This window comes from Vibrio furnissii CIP 102972, assembly GCF_000176175.1.
GTDB lineage: Bacteria > Pseudomonadota > Gammaproteobacteria > Enterobacterales > Vibrionaceae > Vibrio > Vibrio furnissii.
The window spans coordinates 1,135,920-1,158,697 of record NZ_ACZP01000013.1; the positions used below are offsets into that span (position 1 = coordinate 1,135,920).

At 51.4% G+C, this 22,778-nt stretch carries 20 protein-coding genes; 6 read left to right on the top strand and 14 right to left on the bottom strand.

The window, feature by feature from the left end:
• Positions 1-4: 4 nt before the first annotated feature.
• Entirely contained in the window at positions 5-1,552 is a 1,548-nt protein-coding gene (locus tag VFA_RS09290; protein WP_004726447.1) for a SpoVR family protein, read from the top strand.
• A gap of 95 nt (positions 1,553-1,647) precedes the next feature.
• Here the strand turns inward: VFA_RS09290 and kdsB are convergent, their stop codons facing one another.
• The 5 genes from kdsB to VFA_RS09315 are packed head-to-tail and all read right to left on the bottom strand — an operon-like array spanning position 1,648 to position 7,583.
• Positions 1,648-2,391, bottom strand: coding sequence for a 3-deoxy-manno-octulosonate cytidylyltransferase (gene kdsB, locus VFA_RS09295; RefSeq protein ID WP_004726448.1), 744 nt, complete (start codon positions 2,389-2,391; stop codon positions 1,648-1,650).
• Complete coding sequence (locus VFA_RS09300) at positions 2,391-2,570, bottom strand: Trm112 family protein (RefSeq protein ID WP_004726449.1); 180 nt, start codon at positions 2,568-2,570, stop codon at positions 2,391-2,393. The genes kdsB and VFA_RS09300 overlap by 1 nt, the downstream gene beginning before the upstream one ends.
• The gene (gene lpxK / locus VFA_RS09305) at positions 2,551-3,558 is read right to left on the bottom strand and encodes a tetraacyldisaccharide 4'-kinase (RefSeq protein ID WP_004726450.1); all 1,008 of its coding nucleotides are present in this window, start codon (positions 3,556-3,558) and stop codon (positions 2,551-2,553) included. The genes VFA_RS09300 and lpxK overlap by 20 nt, the downstream gene beginning before the upstream one ends.
• A 3-nt stretch (positions 3,559-3,561) precedes the next feature.
• Positions 3,562-5,310: a lipid A ABC transporter ATP-binding protein/permease MsbA gene (msbA, locus tag VFA_RS09310; protein ID WP_004726451.1), complete on the bottom strand. Its 1,749-nt coding sequence runs from the start codon at positions 5,308-5,310 to the stop codon at positions 3,562-3,564.
• Positions 5,311-5,342: 32 nt separating this feature from the next.
• On the bottom strand, positions 5,343-7,583 hold the full coding sequence (locus VFA_RS09315; protein WP_081454437.1) for a DNA internalization-related competence protein ComEC/Rec2: 2,241 nt from the start codon (positions 7,581-7,583) through the stop codon (positions 5,343-5,345).
• An 8-nt stretch (positions 7,584-7,591) separates the two neighbouring features.
• Here VFA_RS09315 and VFA_RS09320 point away from each other — a divergent pair, with 8 nt between their 5' ends.
• On the top strand, positions 7,592-8,122 hold the full coding sequence (locus VFA_RS09320; protein ID WP_004726453.1) for a DUF2062 domain-containing protein: 531 nt from the start codon (positions 7,592-7,594) through the stop codon (positions 8,120-8,122).
• Positions 8,123-8,258: 136 nt separating this feature from the next.
• Here VFA_RS09320 and lolE read toward each other — a convergent pair whose 3' ends face one another.
• The 3 genes from lolE to lolC are packed head-to-tail and all read right to left on the bottom strand — an operon-like array spanning position 8,259 to position 11,391.
• Positions 8,259-9,503, bottom strand: a complete 1,245-nt coding sequence (gene lolE, locus VFA_RS09325; protein WP_004726454.1) for a lipoprotein-releasing ABC transporter permease subunit LolE — start codon at positions 9,501-9,503, stop codon at positions 8,259-8,261.
• Entirely contained in the window at positions 9,504-10,190 is a 687-nt protein-coding gene (gene lolD, locus VFA_RS09330) for a lipoprotein-releasing ABC transporter ATP-binding protein LolD (RefSeq protein ID WP_004726455.1), read from the bottom strand.
• Positions 10,183-11,391, bottom strand: coding sequence for a lipoprotein-releasing ABC transporter permease subunit LolC (gene lolC, locus VFA_RS09335; protein ID WP_038151330.1), 1,209 nt, complete (start codon positions 11,389-11,391; stop codon positions 10,183-10,185). The genes lolD and lolC overlap by 8 nt, the downstream gene beginning before the upstream one ends.
• A gap of 175 nt (positions 11,392-11,566) precedes the next feature.
• Between lolC and VFA_RS09340 the strand changes: the two genes are divergently transcribed.
• The 4 genes from VFA_RS09340 to VFA_RS09355 all read left to right on the top strand — a co-directional run bounded on the left by VFA_RS09340 (position 11,567) and on the right by VFA_RS09355 (position 17,127).
• Positions 11,567-12,136, top strand: coding sequence for a hypothetical protein (locus VFA_RS09340; RefSeq protein WP_004726457.1), 570 nt, complete (start codon positions 11,567-11,569; stop codon positions 12,134-12,136).
• A gap of 8 nt (positions 12,137-12,144) precedes the next feature.
• Entirely contained in the window at positions 12,145-15,606 is a 3,462-nt protein-coding gene (gene mfd, locus VFA_RS09345; protein ID WP_004726458.1) for a transcription-repair coupling factor, read from the top strand.
• A gap of 110 nt (positions 15,607-15,716) precedes the next feature.
• Complete coding sequence (locus VFA_RS09350; RefSeq protein ID WP_004726459.1) at positions 15,717-16,493, top strand: peptidoglycan binding protein CsiV; 777 nt, start codon at positions 15,717-15,719, stop codon at positions 16,491-16,493.
• 94 nt (positions 16,494-16,587) lie between these two features.
• On the top strand, positions 16,588-17,127 hold the full coding sequence (locus VFA_RS09355; RefSeq protein WP_004726460.1) for a GNAT family N-acetyltransferase: 540 nt from the start codon (positions 16,588-16,590) through the stop codon (positions 17,125-17,127).
• Positions 17,128-17,174: 47 nt separating this feature from the next.
• On the opposite strand, the gene VFA_RS09360 is transcribed toward VFA_RS09355, so the two are convergent.
• From VFA_RS09360 to VFA_RS09385, 6 genes are all read right to left on the bottom strand, one after another.
• Positions 17,175-18,464, bottom strand: coding sequence for an NAD(P)/FAD-dependent oxidoreductase (locus VFA_RS09360; protein ID WP_004726461.1), 1,290 nt, complete (start codon positions 18,462-18,464; stop codon positions 17,175-17,177).
• A 349-nt stretch (positions 18,465-18,813) separates the two neighbouring features.
• Entirely contained in the window at positions 18,814-19,353 is a 540-nt protein-coding gene (gene ycfP, locus VFA_RS09365) for an alpha/beta hydrolase YcfP (protein WP_004726462.1), read from the bottom strand.
• 100 nt (positions 19,354-19,453) lie between these two features.
• Positions 19,454-20,308 (bottom strand): phosphotransferase, encoded by an 855-nt coding sequence (locus VFA_RS09370; RefSeq protein ID WP_038151331.1) that lies wholly within the window; start codon positions 20,306-20,308, stop codon positions 19,454-19,456.
• Positions 20,309-20,331: 23 nt separating this feature from the next.
• A complete protein-coding gene (lpoB, locus tag VFA_RS09375; RefSeq protein ID WP_004726464.1) occupies positions 20,332-20,922 on the bottom strand; it encodes a penicillin-binding protein activator LpoB in 591 nt (196 codons plus the stop codon).
• Positions 20,923-20,947: 25 nt separating this feature from the next.
• Positions 20,948-21,337, bottom strand: a complete 390-nt coding sequence (locus VFA_RS09380) for a YcfL family protein (RefSeq protein ID WP_004726465.1) — start codon at positions 21,335-21,337, stop codon at positions 20,948-20,950.
• Positions 21,337-22,728 carry a COG3014 family protein gene (locus tag VFA_RS09385; protein ID WP_038151333.1) on the bottom strand — a complete coding sequence of 464 codons (1,392 nt, stop codon included), beginning with the start codon at positions 22,726-22,728 and terminating at the stop codon, positions 21,337-21,339. Before VFA_RS09385 ends, VFA_RS09380 begins: the two co-directional genes overlap by 1 nt.
• Positions 22,729-22,778: the final 50 nt, after the last annotated feature.

The following is a 22,778-nucleotide window of genomic DNA, read 5'->3' on the forward strand; positions in this document are numbered from 1 at the left end:
GCACATGACGACAAAGACCAAAGCGACCTCAAAGCGCAAAACCAAAAGCAATATGTTGCCCGATGGACCGGATTGGACGTTCGACCTGCTCGAGCAGTATCACGTTGAAATTAAACGGGTTGCTGAACATTACAAACTCGACACTTACCAGAATCAGATTGAGGTGATCACCGCAGAACAGATGATGGATGCCTACTCCAGCATTGGGATGCCGATTAACTATAACCACTGGTCATTCGGTAAAAAATTCATTCAAACAGAGCAGAACTACAAGCACGGCCAAATGGGCCTTGCCTATGAAATTGTCATCAACTCCGACCCATGTATTGCCTATTTGATGGAGGAAAACACCGTCACCATGCAAGCGTTGGTGATGGCCCATGCGTGCTACGGACACAACTCGTTTTTTAAAGGCAACTACCTGTTCCAAACGTGGACGGATGCCAGCTCGATCATCGACTACTTGTTGTTTGCCAAGAACTACATTAGCCAGTGTGAAGAGAGGTACGGCGTCGCCGAAGTGGAACAGTTACTCGACTCCTGCCACGCTTTAATGAACTACGGTGTGGATCGCTACAAACGCCCCGAAAAAATATCCATTGCGGAAGAGAAAGCTCGCCAGGAAGAACGCGAAGCCTATCTGCAATCGCAGGTGAACGAACTGTGGCGTACCGTGCCGAAAAAAACAGCGGAAACCGAAAATCAGCACCGTTTCCCAAGCGAACCCCAAGAGAACATTCTCTACTTCATTGAAAAGCACGCCCCCCTGCTTGAACCGTGGCAGCGCGAAATTGTGCGTATTGTGCGTAAAGTGAGTCAGTACTTCTATCCGCAAAAGCAAACGCAAGTGATGAATGAAGGCTGGGCGACCTTCTGGCACTACACCATTCTCAATCATCTGTATGATGAAGGATTGGTGTCTGACAAATTCATTCTTGAGTTTTTGCATAGCCACACCAGCGTTGTGGCACAACCGTCCTACAACAGTCAGTACTACAGTGGCATTAACCCCTATGCGTTAGGCTTTGCCATGTTCCGCGACATCAAACGTATCTGTGAAGAGCCGACAGATGAAGACCGCGAATGGTTCCCTGAATTGGCGGGATCCGACTGGTTGGAAGCGCTCCACTTCGCGATGCATAACTTCAAAGACGAGAGCTTCATTAGCCAATACCTGTCACCGAAGATCATTCGTGACTTTAAACTGTTCGCTATCTCCGATGATGACCACAAAAACTTTATCGAAGTGAGCGCAATCCATGATGACTTGGGCTACCGCCAAATCCGGGAGAAATTGGCCGCTCAATACAACCTCAGCAACTTAGAACCGAATATTCAGGTCTACAGCGTCGACGTGCGTGGCGATCGTTCCATCACGCTGCAATACGTGCCGCATGATCGTATTCCTTTAGATCCAAGCTACGAGGAGGTGCTGAAACACATGCATCGCCTGTGGGGTTTTGAAGTCAAACTAGAGGAGGTCAAGGAGACAGGAAGAAGAGAGATCCTCGCAACCTGCCCGAAGAGGAATGACTTCGAGAGTCATAATTAAACGGGCAAAACACAACATCTAACATGCAATTTGTAATCAAAAGCCCCGCGATTGCGGGGCTTTTCTTATTTGGTTCGTGCGATGAACTCACACAATTAACCCACGATGCGACGCACCGCTTCTAAATCTTCTGGCGTGTCTACACCCGCTGGCGGCGCTTCAAGCGCAACGGCCACGTGGATTTTCTCGCCGTACCACAGCACGCGCAGCTGTTCGAGGCTTTCAATTTTTTCCAACTGACTTGGCTGCCAATGGATATAAGTATTGATGAAACCGGCGCGATACGCGTAGATCCCAATATGACGCATCAAGGGTTGAACGATGGTTTTATCGTTGGCAAAGTTGTCGCGATCCCATGGAATCGAAGCGCGGCTAAAATACAGCGCATACCCGTCTTTGTCGGTCACCACTTTCACCGCATTGGGGTTAAACACCTCTTCGGCATCGCTAATTTCAACCGCTAGGGTTGCCATCGGCGCTTGGCTCGCGGCCAGATTATCGGCCACTTGACGAATAATACTCGGCGGGATCAGCGGTTCATCACCTTGCACATTGACGATGATGTGGTCATCTTCGATGCCCATTCGTTTCACCACTTCGGCCAAGCGTTCAGTACCTGACTGGTGGTCCGGCGATGTCATGCATACCGTGCCGCCAAAGGCGTTCACGGCCTGTTCTACTCGCGCATCATCTGTCGCGACAATGACGCGATCCGCGCCCGCTTGCATCGCTTGTTCATAGACCCATTGCACCATTGGCTTGCCTGCGATATCCGCCAGCGGTTTGCCCGGTAAACGCGTCGACTGGTAGCGCGCAGGAATGACAACCGTAAACGACATTAGCGTCCCTCATCCATCGACATGGTGCGAGCTTCGTTTTCCAGCAGCACTGGAATCCCTTCTTTAATCGGGTAAGCGAGGCGATCCAATTTACAAATCAGCTCTTGGTGATCTTTATCGTACGTCAGTTTGCCTTTACAGACTGGGCAAGCCACGATTTCAAGCAGACGGTGATCCATACTGTTCCATTACCTCTTTAATTGTTTCCAGAATGCACTGTTTATCTTCGGCGGCAATTTCCGCTGAAACAGGTAAATACCACCAGTTGTTCTCGGCAAAGCCGGTGCATTTGACGGCATCTTTTTCTGTCATGATGACATGGTCTCCGCGACTGGCTAATACGCGCAGTTCAGAGACATCAAATTCTTTATGGTCTGCAAACCCATGCGTCACCACTGGGGTTGCGCCGAGCTGTTCTAATGTGTTGAAAAAGCGAGGTGGGTGTCCAATCCCCGCCCAAGCGACCAGATTGGTCAGTTCACTGACCGACACTTTCTCACCCGTAACCAAATTGACAGCCCGCTCAGGTTGAAGGCGCATGGCAATTTCGCCATCTTGAGCCACACCACCGTTGGTCATGATGAAGTCAACCTCTTTGAGCCGAGCAATCGGTTCACGCAGTGGACCAAGGGGGATCATCTGTTCATTTCCAAAACGACGAACGCCATCGATCACGACAAATTCAATATCGCGCTCTAACGCGTAGTGCTGAAGGCCATCGTCGGTGATCACGACATCGATCGCCTGCGCCAAAAGCGCCTTCACGGCATTAGCACGAATTGGATCGACTGCCACGGGCGCCCCTGTACGCTGATGAATCAGCTTCGGTTCATCGCCACAATGGGCTGCTGGCGTTTGCGCATCAACCACCAGCGGGTAAGACGGCGCTTTGGCTCCATAACCGCGAGACACCACCCCCGGCTTGTAACCCAACGCTTGCAAGGTTTCCACCAGCCACACCACCACAGGCGTTTTACCGTTGCCTCCGGCGGTGATATTCCCCACCACAAGAACGGGAACTGGCGCTTTGTAACTCGGTTTCAGTCCACGTTGATAACGGTGTCTGCGCGAGCGACTCACCGCAGCGAAGAGCACACTCAGTGGCCACAACAGTGGCCACAGCAGATAAGACATCCAGTGACGCTGAAACCAGATCTTTTCAATCACGAATTATTCACCGAACTGAATGCGGTGCAATTGCGCGTAAGCACCATCTTTAGCCAGCAATTCAGCGTGCTTACCGCGTTCGATAATTTCGCCCTCATCAACCACCAGAATCTCATCGGCTTGTTCGATCGTCGACAGGCGGTGCGCAATCACCAGCACTGTTTTGTTCTTCTGCAGCTCATCGAGAGCCGCTTGAATCGCACGTTCCGATTCGGTATCCAGTGCAGATGTCGCTTCATCAAGAATCAAGACCGGCGCATCGCGCAGCAAAGCTCGCGCAATCGCAATGCGTTGACGCTGACCACCAGACAGGCTCGCACCATTTTCACCAATCATGGTATCCAAGCCGTCATCCATGTTCTGCACGAAGTCCATCGCATGCGCCAAACGCGCCGCTTCTTCAATCTGTTCACGCGTGTAGTTGCCTTCCGCCGCATACGCAATGTTGTTGGCAATGGTGTCGTTGAACAGGTGAACGTTTTGCGAAACCAAAGCAAAATGCTGGCGCAGGTTGGTCAGTTTGTAATCGCGAATGTCATGTTCATCAAGCGTGATCGAGCCAGAATCCACATCATAAAAGCGTGTAAACAGATTGGCGATGGTCGACTTACCCGACCCAGAACGGCCAACCAGTGCCACGGTTTTGCCTTGTGGAATGGTAAAACTCACATGCGACAACGCGGGCTTTTCTTTGCCTTGGTAAGTGAACGTCACATCTTTCACCGCAATGTCACCGCGCACTTTATCGGTTTCAAATTTACCGGTGTCGTTTTCGGTTTCTAGCGCCATCAGTTGGAACAACGTTTGGCTTGCAGCCATACCGCGTTGGAAATCAGAAGTCACGTTGGTCAATGCTTTGAGTGGACGCATCAAGCCAAACATGGCCGAGAAAATCACCGTGAACGTCCCCGGAGTCAGTTGGTCACGAATGGAATCAAAGCTTGCTAAGTACAGCACTGCCACCAGCGCCATTGATGCAATCATTTGAATCACTGGGTTGGCAATGGACTGCGCAGAAACCAGCTTCATGGTTTGCTGGCGCATCTTATTACTCACAGTTTCAAAACGCTTTGTTTCCACGTTTTGGCCACCGTAACTCAGCACCACTTTGTGGCCTTTCAACATCTGCTCGGCAGAAGACGTCACATGACCCATCGTGGTTTGCATGCTTTTGGAAATCTTACGAAAGCGCTTCGACACGACGCTGATCCCCATCGCCACGACAGGCGCGACCACCAAGAGCACCAGCGACAACTGCCAGCTGTTCCAAAACATCAACACGAGGAGGCCGACAATGCTCGCACCTTCACGTACGATACTCACCAGCGCTTTACTGGTTGCGCCCGCGACTTGTTCGGTATCGTAGGTAATGCGTGAGAGCAATCCGCCCGTAGACTCGCGGTCAAAGAAGCTGACCGGCATGTGCATGAACTGATTGAAAATACGGCGACGCATCAACATCACCACATTCCCCGACACCCAACTGAGGCAATAGGAAGAGACAAAGCTACTGATGCCGCGCACCATCATCAACCCCAGAATGATGAACGGCAGCGTTTTCAGAAAATTGGACTCCGCTTGGCCAAAACCTTCATCCAGCAAAGGTTTCAACAACGAAATCATATAAGTATCAGAAACAGCGTTCACCACCAGTGCGATTACTGCAACCACCAAGCCCGCTTTGTAAAGGCGAATATAGGTCCACAAGCGTTTAAAAGTTTGCCAAGTGGTTTCGTCAGAATTCAGTGACATAGATAAGCTTTATTTTGATGACAATATTGCGGTCATTCTACCCCTTTACGTAGCATCTGCCTATACCAAGGGGGATATCCTGACTGGCGCAATGTTGATAATAGACGAGTTTCTGCGCGATAGCTGAGGGTGATTTGCCCCGCCTCCCCCGTATCCAGCCACTTTGCCCCAGTCGCTTGATAGCGTTGAACCACGTCTTGAGCGGGCAGATGCCATTGATTGCCTTTGGCCAACGAGGCGATTGCCACCTGCGGCGCCACGTGTTCGATAAAGCGAGCGGTCGAGGAAGTTTTGCTACCATGATGCGGCACAATCATGATATCGCTCTTGATATCTTTGGCTTGGCGACTGAGTAACCACTCACCGACTGCCGTCACATCGCCAGCCAACAACACGGAATGACCATATTCAGGATCGCTGAGCCTCAGCACGCAGGAGTGCACATTGTGCGCGCGCGAGACCGTTTTCGGCGGCCACAACGCCTGTAATCTCAGCCCCTGCCAATCCCATTGTTGCCCTGCAACACACGTTCGCCATTGGGGTTGACGTTGACTGGCCAATACCCATGACGGAGACAACCATTGCTGCGCATCCGCCAAACCGCCTGCATGATCGCTATCCATATGACTGATAATCAAGCCATCCAGTTGATGCACGCCACGTTGATGGAGCAGTGGCACCACCAGTGAGCGCACGTAACTGCCATCAGGCCAACCACTGCCGGTGTCATAGAGCAACACGCGCTGCTGGCGCTCAATCAGCACCGCCAGACCATGGCCAACATCAAGCACATCAATGCGCCAGCGATCCTTGGGCGAATTGAACTCCCACATGCCAAGCGCGAGTAGTGCCACAGCGATTCGGGCATCGCGACTCAGCAATGGACGCAGCACCCAACCGATCCCGCCAGCGCACAACACGAACGTGGTGGCATGACTGACTGCCACCCAACTGGATTCAGAGAGTGTTAATGCCTGACTCAAAGGCCAAAAGCTGAGATCAATCAGCGTCCATATCCAATCGACTTGCTCAAACAGCGACGTCAAGACCAACCCCAAGAACAGCAGCGGCACAATCACCACACTGAACCACGGAATAAACACCAAGTTGTAGAGCGCCGACGATAGGCTAAAACCAGAGAAAAACATCGCAGAGATCGGCGTCATCAATAGAACCAACGTACACTGCGTCATGACAAGCTGTCGCCATCCACGTTGCGTCGATGAACGACTCGCAAGTTGATACAGCACGACCGCGACGGCCAAGAACGACAACCAAAAACTCATCGACAGCGGCGCAAATGGCGACACCAGCAGCAACGCGCCCAGTGTCAACAGAATGCGCTGCACAGCCGTGATGCGCCACCCGCTCATCGTCAATAGTACATTCAGCGTACACATGAGCAACGCGCGCTGTGTCGGCAAGGTAAATCCAGCCAACCACGCGTACACCGTGGCCATCAGCAGACCGACGATCCATGGCAGCCACAGCGCGTTCACGTGGATGCGCATTAACGCGCTTCCCAACAAATAACCCACAGCGAAAGCCATGCCGATGTGCAATCCAGATATCGCAACCAAATGGATTAATCCGCTGTCGCGAAGCGCGCGCCAGTCATCTTCCTGAATGCCATTGCGGTCGCCAAACGTCAGCGCCAAAATCATGCCTTGTGCTTGGAGATGTTGCGTAGCAACTTGGATTTTTTGGTGCAAAGTGTCCCGCCAGCTGGGTCGAGAGACGACCGAAAACGCCGACTGCGGTTTGACGGTCGCGCGAGCAACCCAACCTTGGCTGAGATAGTATGCTTCTATATCAAATCCGGTTTCATTGAGGCGTCCATAAATCGGTTTCACCGTGACTGAAAACGTCACCTGATCGCCGATATGGAGTGCAATGGGCGCGACTAATCGGACAATCGGCTGACGAAAGGTGGGCAATTGTTGACCGTTAATTGATCTCACCACGATACTGCCTTCATTCCCGTAACTTATTTGCTTAAAAAAGCTGTCAACCTCTCCTTTTATGGTAATATCCTGCCCTGCTTGAAAAATAGTGTTGGATTGAGATCTCATTACGTTGCCATGTGTTACTATCACTAACACGGCAAACGCGATCCCGCCCCATCCTCTGAGCCGAGTGACTAATACGGTGCCCATCAGAGCGACAAGGCAAATGAATGCAAAACCCCAACTTGGCATCCGCGGCCAATAGGGTGCAGACAAGACGGTGAGCGAGAACGAAATGAGCATCCAATAATTCGAATAGAGAGTCATGTTCCCCTATGCCAAGAAAATTCATTAAGCGGTTTATGCCTGACCACGACGTCATCAAACGTCAAAAGGCATTAAAAGTTTTTGGCAATGTGCTTTATAACCCAAACTTGTGGTGTCTCAATCGACGCTCTGCTGCCGGTGCGTTTGCTGTTGGTCTATTCATGGCATTTGTGCCACTGCCAAGCCAAATGATCATGGCTGCCGGTCTCGCGATTCTGTTCGGTGTCAACTTGCCTTTATCCATCGCCTTGGTCTGGATTACCAATCCCATCACGATGCCCGTAATTTTCTACTTCTGTTACAAAGTCGGTGCCTTGCTGATGAACGTGCCGCCTCAACCGTTTCATTTTGAGGCGACGTGGGACTTCATCATGCAGCAAATGAGCACCATCGGCCCTCCGTTCTTACTTGGGTGTGCCGTCTGCGGTGTAACCGCTTCGCTACTGGGCTATTTTGGTATTCGCGGTCTATGGCGTTATTCGGTGGTGCGCAGTTGGAAAAAACGTCGTACCAGTAAAGTGGCATCTAAGATAATCTGAACACGTCGGCATGAAGTAAGCTTTGTGTAACGCTGAGAGCGATAAAGAATTCTGGTCTGCAATTCGTTGTAGACTCAGTATGAAAAAAGGACCCGACGGGTCCTTTTTTATTGCGTTAGCGTTTACTTCATCGCGGCTACTTGCTGCTCAGGACACGCGCCGGATTCAGTTTGCTGGCGCGCGCAGCGGGATACCATGTTGCAAGTAGGCTCAAGATAATCGCCGTGCCCGACACCAGCAGGACATCCCCACTGTCGACCTGCGACGGCAGAAAATCGACAAAGTAGATATCCCCCGATAAGAAATGGTGGCCAATCAGCGTTTCCAACCCTTTGACCAATGGCGTCAGGTTAAATGCCACCACAACACCAAACACGCTACCGACAATACTACCCAGTACGCCAGAGAACACACCCTGCCAAACAAAAATTCGTTTCACCAATCCATCCGTCGCGCCCATGGTGCGCAGAATAGCGATTTCCGCGGCGCGGTCTTTCACCGCCATCATCAGCGTGGAAACAATGTTAAAGCTCGCCACCCCAATCACGAGCACCATCACCAAATACATGATGGTGCGCACCATCTGAATGTCGCGATAGAGAAAACCAAATTTCTGCTGCCAGCTGCGCAGGTACACGTACTCGTTCAATGTATTGCCAACAGAACGTACGATCTGATTGGCACGCAGCACATCTGACACTTTGATCGACACGCCAGTCACCGCGTGATCCAAGCGCGCGTATTGCTGCGCATCTTCCAAGGGCAACAGGGCCAAGCTGTGGTCTATCTGACCATTGAGCGCAAGCAAACCCGTGATCTGCACGCGAATGCGGCGCGGCGCCTGAACGCGCGACGAACCATCGGCGGTAGGGATCATTAACGTGACATAGTCACCGACTTTGGCGCCCAGTTGATCGGCCACACCTTTGCCCAGAATCACTTGTTGCTCGCCAGGCACAAACCGGGACCATGCCTCATCCGTCACAAACTGCGACAAACGCGACACCGCTTGTTCCATGCTTGGATCAACCCCACGCACTTCAATCGCTTTGAGTTGTGTGCCTCGCTCAGCCAGCGCGGTAAATTTCACGTATGGCGCAGCCGCTAACACTTCAGGATCCTGGGTCGCCTGCGCCACGACGGCTTGCCAGTTTTGCACCGGGCCGCGCACCCCTTCAAACTCCCCATGCGGGATGACCGACAACACGCGATTTTGCAGCTCACGTTCAAACCCATTCATGGCCGATAAGCCAATGATGATCACCGCCACACCGACAGCAATGCCAATGGTTGACGAGAGGGAAATAAACGACACCATTTTGTTGCGCTGTTTCGCGCGACTAAAACGACTGCCGATGAACAGCGACAGAGAAGCCAACACTTACGCTTCCCCCACATTCAGTAGCAGACCATCTTGCATGTGCAATTGACGATCCATTTTCGCCGCCAATTCACCATCATGCGTCACCACCAAAAAGGCCGTGCCAGACTCACGATTGAGCTCTCGCATTAAATCGTAAATGGACAAGGCGGTGTTGTGGTCAAGGTTGCCCGTCGGTTCATCCGCCAGTACCAAATCCGGCTTATTCACCAACGCTCGCGCAATCGCCACACGCTGACGTTCACCACCAGACAGTTCAGCAGGTCGATGTTCCAGACGATGCGACAATCCAACTCGCGCCAGCAGTGCTGCCGCTTCTTGTTTCGCCTGAGCCACTTTTTGACCGCTAATCAGCAACGGCATCGCCACGTTTTCCAGCGCACTAAAGTCCGCCAGCAAGTGGTGGAACTGGTACACAAAACCCAAATGCTGATTACGAATTTTGGCTTGCTTGTTTGAGCTGAGTGAACTGAGTTGCTGGCCTAAGAACTCCACATGGCCTTCAGACGCATCATCTAGCGCCCCAAGAATGTGCAGCAACGTACTTTTGCCCGACCCCGACGTACCAATGATCGATGCGAGTTCGCCTTGTTGCAATTCAAAGCTCACCCCTTTCAACACCTGCGTCTGAAGATCGCCTTCTTGATAAGTTTTACAAACGTGGTGACAACGTAAAAGGTTATTCATAACGGAGAGCCTCAGCGGGTTTGACAGAAGATGCGCGGTAAGAAGGAAACAACGTTGCCAGTAAGCTCAGCACAATCGCTAACAGCACGACAACACAAATTTGTAGCGGATTAATCAGCACCGGCAGCTCACCGCCCATCGGAAACAGCGCCACACCAAGTGTCGCCATCAAGGTATTGAGATACTTTGCCACAAGCACCCCCAACGCGCCGCCGACCATCGCGCCGATCACCCCACTACTGGCACCCTGAACCATGAAAATCGCCAGCACTTGGCGGTCGGTCATGCCTTGGGTTTTCAAAATTGCGACTTCCGCCTGCTTCTCCATCACCACCATGATCAGCGCCGAAATAATATTGAACGCCGCCACACCAACGATAAGCCCCAACATCAAACCCATCATGTTCTTTTCCATACGCACGGCTTGAAACAGTTCACCGCGTTGATCGCGCCAGTCGCTCCATTGCCACCCATCAGGCAGGGCCGTTTTCGATAATTCCCCCACCACAAACGGATCGTTAAAGAACAAGCGCCAACCCGAGACCGTTTGATCGTCAAAGCGCAGCAGTTTGCCCGCATCATGAATGTGCGTAATCATTAACTGACCATCCACATCGGAACCGGTGTTGAAAATGCCAGCGACAGTGAAATTGCGCTGACTGGGAATGCGACCCAGCGGTGTAAATTGGCTCGCACTGGTGACCATCAAACGCACTTTGTCGCCCACCGACACATTCAGATTGCGCGCCAGCGTATGGCCGAGAAAGACGCGATATTCCCCTTCCATTAACGATGCCAAACGCCCTGCAATCAAATAGTCGCCAATCGGGTCATGTTGGTTCGGCGCGATGCCGACCATCAATCCGGCCGAAAGTTGAGAGGCACTTTGAATCACAGCTTCACTGCGAACAATGGGTTCGGGTTCACGTTGCGTGGAGAGTGCGCGGATGAAGGCTGGCGCGGTATCGGTCAGCGCCGTTTTGTCCTGCGCTTGGGAAATCACCGCTTGTGGCAATACGCCAAGGATGCGGCTTTTGAGCTGCGCTTCAAAGCCATTCATCACGGAGAGTACCGTGACCAACGCCATCACACCGATGGTGATACCGGCGGTGGACATATAAGACACGAATCGACTGAACCGGTCACCGGAACGTCCGCGCAGATAGCGTAGCCCGATGAAGGTAGAAATCGGATGAAACATAATGAAAACCAATCAAATAGGATAGCGCTACTGTAACGAGAATCCAGCCAAGGTTGTAGTTTTTCTTTGCTAAATCTCTGTAAGAGGCGCTTTAATTCACACCAATAACAATGACATACCTTGATTACTTGGTCCGTATGACGATAATCAACACAGAGGTGAGAAGGAACACACTATGATTGACCAAGAATATTTCACGGTGCATCACGCACTGAACATCAATGTTGAGCCGATGCCGGCCGACTTTCTGCTGCCTTCTCCACTGGATTTTGAAGCTGAAATTCCGGCGCCTTTCGTCGTGGCGAGCGAATTCAGCCAACTGGATCAACTCAACGATGCCGCCAGACTTGAACTCAAAAGCAGCGATTTCAAACATGTTATTCAGCTCTTGGAAACGCAAAACTCCAAGCTGAATTTGCTCCTGAGCTTTATGCTGTCGCAGCAAGACGATCCGGCCTATCGCACCTTCACGATCAGCTTCGGCGCCAGCCAGTTTACCTACCGCGCCAAATACGCGGTGCAAGCCGGACAACAAATGCGCGCCAAACTGTTCTTGGAACACCCAGCCGCAGCGATTTACTGCTATGGCCAAGTAACGGCTTGCGAAGCTGAAGACAATCAGTTTATCGTGACGGTACGTTACGAACTACTGCGCGATGCCGATCAAGATCTATTGATTAAAGCCGCGCTCTACCAACAGCAAAAGCTGCTACGTCAACGCTCTTTAGACCGAGACAAATCATAAGCGTTACCATGACAACACAAACTTTATTCTCTCTGCCTGCCGCCTCTGGTGCGGGAGACAAAAAACACGTTGGTAATCTTCATGGCGCCAGTTTGGCGTTAGCCATTGCCGAGTTGGCCAATCAACATCAAGGCCACACACTGCTTGCCGTGCCGGATCCACAAACGGCGCTTAAACTGTTGCAGGAAATTGAACAGTTCAGTCAAGCAAACGTCGCCCTGTTCCCCGATTGGGAAACATTGCCGTACGATAATTTCTCACCGCATCAAGAGATCATTTCTGAGCGTATTTCGCGCCTGTATCAACTGCCGTCGCTGTCGCAAGGCATTACCATTGTGCCAGTGAGCACATTACTGCAACGTCAAACGCCGCGTGATTATCTGCTGCAACATACCTTGATGGTTAACCGAGGCGATCGGTTCTCATTAGATAAATTACGCGTGCAACTTGAAAATTCTGGCTATCGTCATGTCGACCAAGTTTTTGGCCCGGGTGAATATGCCAGCCGTGGGTCGATTCTGGATCTGTTCCCCATGGGCAGTGCGGATCCGTATCGCATCGACTTCTTCGATGATGAAATCGACACCATTCGCACCTTTGATCCCGAGAATCAACGTTCCATTGACGAGATCGACGCGATCCGCCTGCTGCCTGCGCATGAATTCCCCACCACCGAACAGGCGATTGAGGAATTCCGTACCCGCTGGCGCGGCCGATTTGAAGCGCGTCGCGAGCCAGAATCTGTCTACATGCAAGTGTCCAAAGGCACTTGGCCGGCGGGGATTGAATATTGGCAACCGCTGTTTTTTGACCACACCGAAACTCTTTTTGATTACCTGCCCGCTGGCAGTCAACTGCTGAGTGTCGGCCAGTTAGAGAACGCGATCGACAACTTCCTCAGCGATGTCGACTACCGCTACGATCAACGCAAAATTGATCCGCTGCGTCCGCTGTTGCCGCCCGATGAATTGTGGTTGAAAAAAGATGAGCTGTTTGCGCGCTTTAAAACGCTGCCGCAAATCCAACTCAGCTTAGCGCCGGTAGAAGAGAAAGCCGGACGCGTGAATCCTAGCGTACAGCCCCTGCCCGATCTTGCGGTGCAGCATCAGAACAAAGAACCTCTGGCCGCCCTGCGCCAATTTAGCGAAAGCTTTCCCGGTAAAGTGATTTTCTCGGTTGAATCGGAAGGTCGCCGTGAAGCCCTGCTTGAACTGCTGCAACGCATCAAGCTGCGCCCGCAAAGCAAAGCTGATTTTATGCAAGCCTATCAGAGCGACGATAAGTTCTCGCTGATCTTGGGCTCTGCCGAACACGGTTTTATCTTCGGTGATCAGCAACTGGCGCTGATTTGCGAAAGCGATTTGTTGGGCGATCGCGTCATTCAGCGACGCAAGAAAGAACGCAAAGTCACCAACAGCGATGCTGTGATTCGTAATCTGGCAGAGCTGAAACCTGGTCAACCGGTGGTGCATATCGATCACGGCATCGGCCGCTACGTGGGTTTGCAAACCCTTGAAGCGGGCGGCATGACCACCGAATATGTCACGCTGGAATATCAAAATGACGCCAAGCTCTACGTGCCGGTTTCGTCGCTAAACCTCATCAGCCGCTACTCTGGCGGCGCCGAAGAAAGCGCGCCGCTGCATAAATTGGGCGGTGAAGCTTGGGTGAAAGCGCGCCGTAAAGCCGCCGAAAAAGTGCGAGATGTGGCCGCGGAGCTGCTGGATGTATACGCCAAACGTGAACTCAAACCGGGTTATAAATTCCAGCTCGATCGCGACCAGTACGCCACGTTTAAATCGGGTTTCCCATTTGAAGAAACCGACGATCAAGCAATGGCGATTAACGCCGTGATGTCGGACATGTGTCAACCCAAAGCGATGGATCGTTTGGTGTGTGGTGACGTGGGCTTTGGGAAAACCGAAGTCGCAATGCGCGCTGCGTTTGTTGCCACCGATAACGGAAAACAAGTGGCGGTGTTGGTCCCGACGACCCTGCTTGCCCAGCAACATTTCGAAAACTTCCGCGACCGTTTTGCCAACCTGCCCATTCGTGTGGAAGTGCTATCGCGCTTTAAATCGGCCAAAGAACAGAAAGCCATTTTGCAAGACGTGGCCGACGGTAAAGTAGACATTGTCGTCGGTACCCACAAACTGCTTTCAAGCGACATCAAGTTTGCTGATTTGGGTTTACTAGTTGTCGATGAAGAACACCGTTTTGGTGTGCGCCAGAAAGAGAAAGTCAAAGCGATGCGTGCGGACGTCGACATTCTCACCCTCACGGCCACACCGATTCCGCGAACGCTAAACATGGCCATGAGTGGCATGCGCGATCTGTCGATCATCGCCACACCACCCGCGCGCCGCATGGCGATCAAAACCTTTGTTCGTCAAAGCGAAGACAGCGTGATCCGCGAAGCCGTACTGCGTGAGATCATGCGGGGTGGTCAAGTGTACTTCCTGCACAACCAAGTCGAAAGCATCGACAAAGTCGCTGCAGATCTGGAGAAACTGATCCCAGAGGCTCGCATCACGGTGGCCCATGGGCAGATGCGTGAGCGCGAATTGGAACGCGTGATGAACGACTTCTACCACCAGCGTTTTAACCTGTTGGTGTGCACCACCATCATTGAAACCGGAATCGACGTACCAACCGCCAACACCATCATCATGGATCGCGCTGACTCTTTGGGCTTAGCGCAGTTGCACCAGTTGCGTGGGCGCGTGGGTCGTTCGCACCATCAAGCATACGCCTACTTGCTGACGCCGCATCCGAAAGCGATGACCAAAGATGCGGTGAAACGCCTTGAAGCAATCGCCTCCCTGGAAGACCTCGGCGCGGGCTTTACTCTCGCGACTCACGATTTGGAAATTCGCGGCGCAGGTGAACTGCTGGGCGATGAGCAAAGCGGTCAGATTCAGTCGATTGGTTTTACGCTCTATATGGAGATGCTGGAACAAGCGGTTGAGGCATTGAAGTCCGGCAAAGAGCCATCGCTAGACGACCTGCTGCGCGAGCAAACGGAAGTGGAACTGCGAATTCCTGCGCTGCTGCCAGATGATTACATTCCAGACATCAACACGCGTTTGTCGATGTACAAGCAGATTGCCAGCGTCGCTGACAGCGACGAGCTCACCGAACTGAAAGTTGAGCTCATTGACCGCTTTGGTAAACTGCCGGATGCGGCGCTGAACTTACTGGCCATCGCCGATCTCAAGCTCGATGCGGCGCGTTTGAAAATTCGCAAAATTGAAGCGCATGAGAAAGGGGGTTACATTGAGTTCTATCCAAATGCTGACATTAACCCGATGTTTTTGGTTAAACTACTGCAATCGCAGCCGAAGAAATTCGCAATGGAAGGGCCGACCAAGTTCAAATTTGCCTTACCTCTGGTCGATCGCAGAGAAAGAATTCAATTTGTTGCAGACATGCTGAATGAATTCCAGCAAAATCTACTTCCAGCAGCCTAAGAGCGTGACGCTCTTTTGATATACCTGGCTGACTCAGCGTGGCCTCAGGCGCCAAGCTCTGTTCAACAGGGACAAGAAGACCGTGCTGTGGCACGAATTACGGAGTCATAATGAAAAAGCTGATCCCACTATTACTTTTGCTGGTGTCCATGCCAAGCTTGGCGCAGCGACAGTTCGATATTGAAGTGATCCTCTTCAAACGCGCAGTGGATGCAGAAAAAGTGAGTGAATCATGGCCAAACAGCCTGCCAGAAATCAACGTCTCGCGCGCGGGCAGCTTCGGTGATACCAGCTACCGTCAATCAAAAGGCGTGCAAATGCTGGCTTACTCTCAATATCAGTTGAACGACGAAGTCCAAAAACTGAAAAACCATGCCGGCTTCCAAGTGTTGTTGCACACCGCATGGCGTCAAGGTGACCAAGGCCGAGCCTCTGCACCCATCTTCCATATTCAAGCGGGCAAAGACTATTCGCAGCAGTTTAACCCTGACGGCAGCGAAGTGGGCAAACAGGCAACCACGGATACGCCCGTTAGCGGCGTGGTGGAAGAGAGCATCGCCAAGCCCCTGTATGAACTTGACGGCACACTACAAATTTACGTTCAACACTACTTATATGCCGAAGCCATGCTCGATTTGAAAGAGCCAAGCGTGCGTGATGTGGTGATGCAAGATGCGCAACTCAACCTGAATGTCGCGCCAGACGATCAAAACGCCACCGTGCAAGCCGGCAACTTGGAGTCGGTATCGCCAACGGTGGATGTGGAATCCTTCCTCAAGAGCTACCGCATGGATCAAAAGCGTCGCATGCGCAGTGGTGAAACGCACTACTTGGATCACCCACTGATGGGCATGATCATTCAAGTTCGCCGCGTCAATCCGAACTAAATCAATCGAAAAAGAAGCGCCCCTTGTGGGCGTTTCTTTTATACCGACAGGTTCTCTATACTTAAGCCAGTCCATCGCCTATCCGTCGAGACTTATGAGCCCTGATTTTCAGATCATCACACAGCGCCTACAATTACGCTTGATCAGCCTCGATGAAGCCACGGAGCTGAGACGCTGTGTCTGTCACTCCCCTTCCCTTCATCAATGGATTGATTGGTGCTCCGCGCAATTTTCCCTGCAAGAGGCCGAACGCTTTATTCTCGCCACGCGTCTGAACTGGGTCAAAGCCGACGCCTACGGATTCGGGGTGTTTGATAAAAAGCAGCAGACACTGATTGGCATGGTCGCCATCAACGAGTTTTACCACACGTTTAATATGGCCAGCCTCGGCTATTGGATCGCCGATGCATATCAGCATCACGGCATGGGAAAAGAAGCGCTTGATGCGCTGATTGAGTTCTGTTTTAGTCGCCTTGAATTGACGCGGCTGGAGATCGTGTGCGATCCGCTCAACGCAGCCAGTCAGCGCCTTGCCATCACCTGTGGCGCCGAGCAAGAGAGCATCGCTCGAAATCGTTTTCTGTTCGATGGTGAGCCCAGAGACGGCATTGTCTATTCGCTGATCCCGGAATAATAAAAAAGCCCCGAAAGGGGCTTTTTAGAAGCCATTCATGCGAAAGCTTAGTGCAATTTCAAGTTTGGACGCAACACGCGGTTAATTCGTCCAACCAACATCATCAAACCCGTTTTGAAGATGCCATGCAGCGCCACTTGGTGCATGCGATAGAGTGAAATGTACACCACGCGCGCGATACGACCTTCCACCATCATCGACCCTTTGGTCAGGTTGCCCATCAGGCTACCCACGGTTGAAAAGCGACTCAGCGACACCAACGACCCGTGATCTTTGTAGACATACGGTTTCATTTCACGTCCAATCAGCTTCGCCACGATGTTCTTAAACGCGAGGCTTGCCATCTGGTGCGCAGCCTGAGCGCGCGGCGGAACAAATGAACCATCCGCTTGTGTGCATTGTGCCAAATCACCAATCACGAAGATGTTCTCATCACGTGTGGTTTGCAGTGTCTCTTTGACCACCAACTGGTTAATGCGGTTGGTTTCCAAACCCGCAATGTCTTTCATGAAATCAGGCGCTTTGATACCTGCAGCCCAAACCATGATTTGTGCGGGAATTTTTTCACCATCTTTGGTAGTCAGGCCATCGGCGTCCGCTTGAGTCACCATGGTCGCAGTGCGAACGTGTACGCCCAACTTGGTGAGTTCACTGTGCGCCGCGGCAGAAATGCGTGGTGGCAGAGCAGGTAGAATGCGTTCACCCGCTTCAATCAGGTTCACGTTCAGCTTGCTTGAATCCAGGTCGCCAAAGCCATACGCATGCAGCTCTTTCACGGCATTGTGCAGCTCTGCTGACAACTCAACGCCGGTCGCACCAGCACCCACAATTGCGATGTCCACGGTACCGTTGCCATTTTTGGCATGCAGTTTCAGGAACTCGTTATTCATTTCAGTGCGGAAGCGATTGGCCTGTTCAGGGCTATCTAGGAAGATACAGTGTTCGCGAACGCCAGGGGTATTGAAATCGTTAGACGTAGAACCAATCGCCAGTACCAGAAGGTCGTATGGCAGCTCACGTTTTGGCATCAACAATTCGCCCTGCTCGTCTTTGAGTTCGCTCAACGTAATGGTTTTGTTGTCGCGATCAATCGACTCAAGGCTACCCAATTGAAACTCAAAGCTGTGGTTTTTGGCGTGGGCACGGTAACTCAGCGCATCCACCCCTTCATCCAAAGAGCCGGTTGCCACTTCGTGCAACAGCGGTTTCCATAGGTGGGAAGATTTACGGTCTACCAGTGTAATGTCTGCGCGGTTTTTGCGGCCCAGTGTGCGGCCCAGTTTGGTCGCAAGTTCAAGACCACCAGCGCCGCCGCCTACTACAATAATGCGTGTCACAACAACAATCCTCAAAACAAATATCAATAACTATGGCTCGGCACGATGACTCGCACCGAAAGAATTCTTTGTAAACTGTCGTCTGGGTATCGATGTCAGTTTTAACTTTTGTTGTTTTTATTTATCGACACGTCAATTGGGCTAAAGCGTGGTTAACGCAAAAATTCGGGCAAGTTTTCTTGCTTGCTCTTTCTGTTTTTTTGATATCTATCAAATTATTTTGTGCGAAAGCACATTATATAGAGGTAAATTCCCGGCGCAACCTAAGAATTCTCTGAATTCGGTACTTTTTTTGCGAAAAAAAACGACCCCAATCAGGGGCCGTTAAAACGTTGATTATTTGTACCGTTTACGCATTTTTGAACGCTTTCATGGTCTGCAAATGCTGTGAAATCTTCTTAAACTTGTGCGATTGCGCTTCATCCCAAACGATCTCGTAGTAGTCTTGAAGTTCGTTCGCCGTGTCCTGATTGTTGAGGAATTCATCCTCACGCGACAAAATCACCAAGCAGCGACCTTTATTCTTCACTCGGTACTGTTCCACACATTTCGTGGCGATGTCGTCGTATTCTTCTGGGCGGTCAATTCGGCCAACCATGTTACGTTCCGGATGCAGGTTCGGATTGAAAATCACCTGCTTGATACCACATAGAAATCCGATTCGCTCAGACCAGTAGCCCCCCAATCCAACGCCACACACAATAGGATGCGGATCATTCGACTGTTCAATCGCTTTATGCACTTCTTTCAATAAGTGTTGCATGTCGTGTTTAGGGTGCAGCGTGCTGTAGTTGATGAAGCGCACATCGTCGTCGATGAATTGAAGCTGCAAGACTTTCTCGTGGTTCCCTGGGCTGGTTGAGTCAAACCCGTGCAAATAAATAATCATAATATCCCCCGATTCCCTTGGATTTCTAATCTACCACGAACCGCATGGTTTTTACGGCTTAGCATTTAATTTACCGCAACAAAGCGTGCAAACAGTGATCCTAACTACAGAATGTATCTTTAATATGCAACGCCTGCTGGTAATAGCTTTCATCGCCCCACAACTGATACGCCAACAAGTACCACAGCATCGCCATCATAGTGGTGCGCGGTAACCACGCTTTCACACCATCGACCCACACATCGACATCATCGATGTCTCGCAACTGGCAGTAGCGAAAAACCGAATCCAGTATTTTTTCGCCCGCGACATTGATACTCAGCGCCAAATCCATCCGCGGATCGGCGATGGCGGCATACTCCCAATCGATCACTTTATTGCCGTGCTCCGTCTTCACCATGTTGTAACCCGCCAAATCGAAATGGCACAGCGCATAAGGTACGTCTTCAATGTTGGGCGGATGACGCCAATCGCGATAGAGCTTTTCGATTTCATCCGTTTTCAATTCGGCTTTGAGTTGCATCCAATAATGGTCGACCCGTGCAGTGAAGCTAAACGGCGCCACGGGAATGCGTGAGATGGTGAGCTCGTGAATGCGAATCTGCGTACGCAGCAAAGCATCAAATGGCAAGTGATGGGTCAGCGATTCCCCTTCAATCCATTCCACCAATAACCCTTGATCATTAATGGTGACAGGCGCTGGGCCAATCTGGGTGGATTCAATCGATTTGAGGATCTGAAATTCTTGAAAGCGGGAAATAGAAAAGGCTTTTGTGATGGCCGTGGCGGGACGCCACACGTAAGCCAGGCCATGCTGGCACATCACTTTCCAGCACCGATTGGTGAGCCCTCCCGTCAGCGTTTGTGCGTATTCAGGAGGGTACGCAAAGAAATGAGTTAAGGACTGCAGCGTCGGATCGAGCTGACACGCTTCTCGCCATGACATTCTCGCCATAACTCACCTCTTATCGTGGCTGTTTACATTCCAAAGAAACTTTTAGACTGCTGTTTGCGGATTTCAGTTTCATCGGCCCATTCAATGAGACCGGTTTTTAGATCCATCAAACGCATGGTCATTTTGTAATACACGTCAGTGTTGCTGCCCGCATTTTTCACGATGCTCGACAAGTTGCCATACAACATGTATTCCGCGCCTACCATTTTACCAAACTGAATCGCAGTGCTTTGGTTCACAAGCTCGTCGTTGTTCTGGAACTTCAACTGATCGCGAACCGCTTCAACGCGGTCCATATCGACGAAACGGAATTTACCAGAGTTCAGCATTTTGGTACTGATGGTATCCGTGATGGATTCGGTATCGATGTGTTCACTGGTTTTATTCTTGATGCGCTCAACAAAGACGATCGGGCGAGAATCGCGAGTGATCGCCGACACGGAGCCAGACATCATCATGCTGTCGATCATATCCGCAGCGATTTTCTGCAAGTCGGTCGAACCGAAATCCACCGTGACTGTTTCAACCGCTTGTGCATCACCATAACTGACTTTGTTTGAACAACCGCCAAGGATCACGGCTAGACCCAACAATGCAATAATACTTTTTTTCATTTCAAATCCTCTAAACTTACACAGCTCAATCATTTGATGCACGAATCTGAACACGGAACTGAGTTCCATTCGGATTCACAGAAACTTCAGACAGGGACACGGTCTCTTCGCCACGAATAATCACTTGCTTCCATGGGCTTGGCTGTGTGTTCACTTCGAGCCCTTCATCGTCATACCAATAAAAACGGTATTGCAGATGTTGGTCGCCACGGTAGTTACTCAGCAGGCGCACCACACCACGCGTATGGCCATCAAAGGCCGTGGTCGCGATATCTTCAATCTGCAAACGCCCTGCCAGCACATTATCGCCAATCAGAACCCGTTGCGTGTTGCCATCGACTCTCAAGCCGGCGGTATTGTCTGCACACCCCATTAATGCAAGCGCCGTCAATACACTCACGAACCATTTTTTCATCACAATCTTCCCAACTGTTTGTGCCATAACGTAGCATGGTTGCCCTGACGTGATAACCACACCAGAGTTGTGCCGCGTGACGGCACGGAAAACGTATAAGTTTGACCACCAACCTGCAGGCTTTGTTCACCGGCTGTCACCACCGTGCTGGTTGCACTCACGGCGCCCGGCAGCGTTAACCAACTTCGCGTGTCCGGTTGCTCAGTCAACGTATTAAAGATATTGAAGATCAAGCTCCCCACATCATCGCCTTTGGTCGCTTCTTTACGCAATTGATCTTTCGCCACCACACGCAGTGCTTGGCGTATCACGATCGTCGGCATACGTTCACGCAAATCGCGCTGCGCCATCAAATCGACATCGGTCAGGCGATCACTCGCCAGTGATTCGCCATTGAGTACCAAGGCGGAAAACCGCGGCGCACTCTGCGTGCCGTAATAAGGCAGCGCCAAAGAATACAATGCCGTATTCCCACGGCTGTCAAAAAGCGGTAAAGAAAGTCGCCAGCTTTCCAGCGCTTGCACGACACCTTGCTCATCGAGCACAATCACGCGCCCTTGTTGATCACTCAACGATTGGCTTTGACCATAGCGCTGGGTTAACTGTGCTAAGTCCTCACGCATGCCAAGCCGCTGAGCCACACGAATCGTGCCGTCTATCACCGCACGGTTATCCGGCGCAACAGCCAGTGCTCGGCGATAATCCACGTAGGCACTGTTTAAGTCGTTCGAGGCTTCATACAACAACGCGGAAAGATACAACAAATACCCGTTTTGGACGGCCTGTAAGGTTTTCCCCGCATCGGGATAGCGTGCCAGCACGCTGCCCAAATTCGGTGTCACCCCTTTAGACTGCATCTCTTGCTGCGCCCGTTCCAACTCAGCCTCGCGCGATTTTCTCGCTTGCTCTTGCACCTGATTTGCTCGGCGCATTTCCACCAGCGCACCTTCTAAACTATTGTTTTGAAGATAGTTCAAACCGAGGTAAAGATGCAAAAATCCCAACTCGTAATCGGCAGGTGTGTATTCATTGAGGTTGTCGTTCACCGCCAAGGCGCCAACGCTGCTTGCGGTTGAACTGAGGGAGATCACGGCTTGATCCTGTTGACGACGAATTGCTGTGTCAGACAGCTCAAACGCCGATTTGCTCTCGGGGTATTGGCGATTTAGAAAATAGACGCGCCCTTTTTCCAGATTATCCAGAATATCTCCGGCCACGTAATCGGAAAACTCGTCGGTCGCCTGCTGATAGTCCCCCGACTTGACCGACTGGTACAAATCAGCGTTCTGCGCACTGTAGTGGCTAAACAGATTTCCGGCGGTAAAATTGGCGCAGGCGCTCAGCCAGACACACGTAAGCGAAATGGTCAGGTGTCGTATATGAAACTTCACTACAAACTCCGCTGAACGGCGATGACAACACAGCCCGGCGTCAACCGAGC

Coding starts and splice junctions, on each gene's coding strand:
- lpoB (WP_004726464.1), bottom strand. CDS start 20,922: ATGAAAAAAAGTATTATTGCATTGTTGGGTCTAGCCGTGATCCTTGGC.
- VFA_RS09315 (WP_081454437.1), bottom strand. CDS start 7,583: ATGACTCTCTATTCGAATTATTGGATGCTCATTTCGTTCTCGCTCACC.
- VFA_RS09380 (WP_004726465.1), bottom strand. CDS start 21,337: ATGAAAAAATGGTTCGTGAGTGTATTGACGGCGCTTGCATTAATGGGG.
- lolC (WP_038151330.1), bottom strand. CDS start 11,391: ATGTTTCATCCGATTTCTACCTTCATCGGGCTACGCTATCTGCGCGGA.
- ycfP (WP_004726462.1), bottom strand. CDS start 19,353: ATGATTATTTATTTGCACGGGTTTGACTCAACCAGCCCAGGGAACCAC.
- mfd (WP_004726458.1), top strand. CDS start 12,145: ATGACAACACAAACTTTATTCTCTCTGCCTGCCGCCTCTGGTGCGGGA.
- lolD (WP_004726455.1), bottom strand. CDS start 10,190: ATGAATAACCTTTTACGTTGTCACCACGTTTGTAAAACTTATCAAGAA.
- VFA_RS09355 (WP_004726460.1), top strand. CDS start 16,588: ATGAGCCCTGATTTTCAGATCATCACACAGCGCCTACAATTACGCTTG.
- VFA_RS09350 (WP_004726459.1), top strand. CDS start 15,717: ATGAAAAAGCTGATCCCACTATTACTTTTGCTGGTGTCCATGCCAAGC.
- VFA_RS09370 (WP_038151331.1), bottom strand. CDS start 20,308: ATGGCGAGAATGTCATGGCGAGAAGCGTGTCAGCTCGATCCGACGCTG.
- VFA_RS09300 (WP_004726449.1), bottom strand. CDS start 2,570: ATGGATCACCGTCTGCTTGAAATCGTGGCTTGCCCAGTCTGTAAAGGC.
- VFA_RS09340 (WP_004726457.1), top strand. CDS start 11,567: ATGATTGACCAAGAATATTTCACGGTGCATCACGCACTGAACATCAAT.
- kdsB (WP_004726448.1), bottom strand. CDS start 2,391: ATGTCGTTTACGGTTGTCATTCCTGCGCGCTACCAGTCGACGCGTTTA.
- VFA_RS09290 (WP_004726447.1), top strand. CDS start 5: ATGACGACAAAGACCAAAGCGACCTCAAAGCGCAAAACCAAAAGCAAT.
- VFA_RS09320 (WP_004726453.1), top strand. CDS start 7,592: ATGCCAAGAAAATTCATTAAGCGGTTTATGCCTGACCACGACGTCATC.
- msbA (WP_004726451.1), bottom strand. CDS start 5,310: ATGTCACTGAATTCTGACGAAACCACTTGGCAAACTTTTAAACGCTTG.